The 347-nt window shown below is 69.2% G+C and carries 1 protein-coding gene; it reads left to right on the top strand.

The genetic code is table 11. The features are described 5' to 3' along the window. Nucleotides 1–347, top strand: a 347-nt coding sequence (locus tag ACG04R_RS28445; protein WP_474103943.1) for an IS21 family transposase, incomplete at both ends; no start/stop codon positions are given.

Here is a 347-nt window from a genome sequence, read left to right as displayed (position 1 = left end):
GCTCAGGGCAGTGCCGCGACGGGCGACGCCTACGTGCCGCTGAGCTTCGAACTCGGCGAGGCCTTCCAGTTCGACTGGAGTGAGGAGCCGCTGGTCATCGGCGGCGTGTACCAGCGGCTGCAGGTGGCGCACATGAAGCTGTGCGCCAGCCGGGCCTTCTGGCTGGTGGCTTACCCCAGCCAGGGCCACGAGATGCTGTTCGACGCACACACGCGCAGCTTCGCGGCCCTGGGCGGCGTGGCGCGCCGGGGCATCTACGACAACATGAAGACGGCGGTAGATCGCGTCGGCCGCGGCAAGAAGCGCGACGTCAACGACCGCTTCGCCGCGCTGTGCGCGCACTACCT

Source organism: Pelomonas candidula (genome assembly GCF_043555985.1).
Taxonomy (GTDB): domain Bacteria; phylum Pseudomonadota; class Gammaproteobacteria; order Burkholderiales; family Burkholderiaceae_C; genus Pelomonas; species Pelomonas candidula.
The sequence above is the reverse complement of the archived record's forward strand: the minus strand, read 5'-3'. Positions and strand labels throughout refer to the sequence as shown.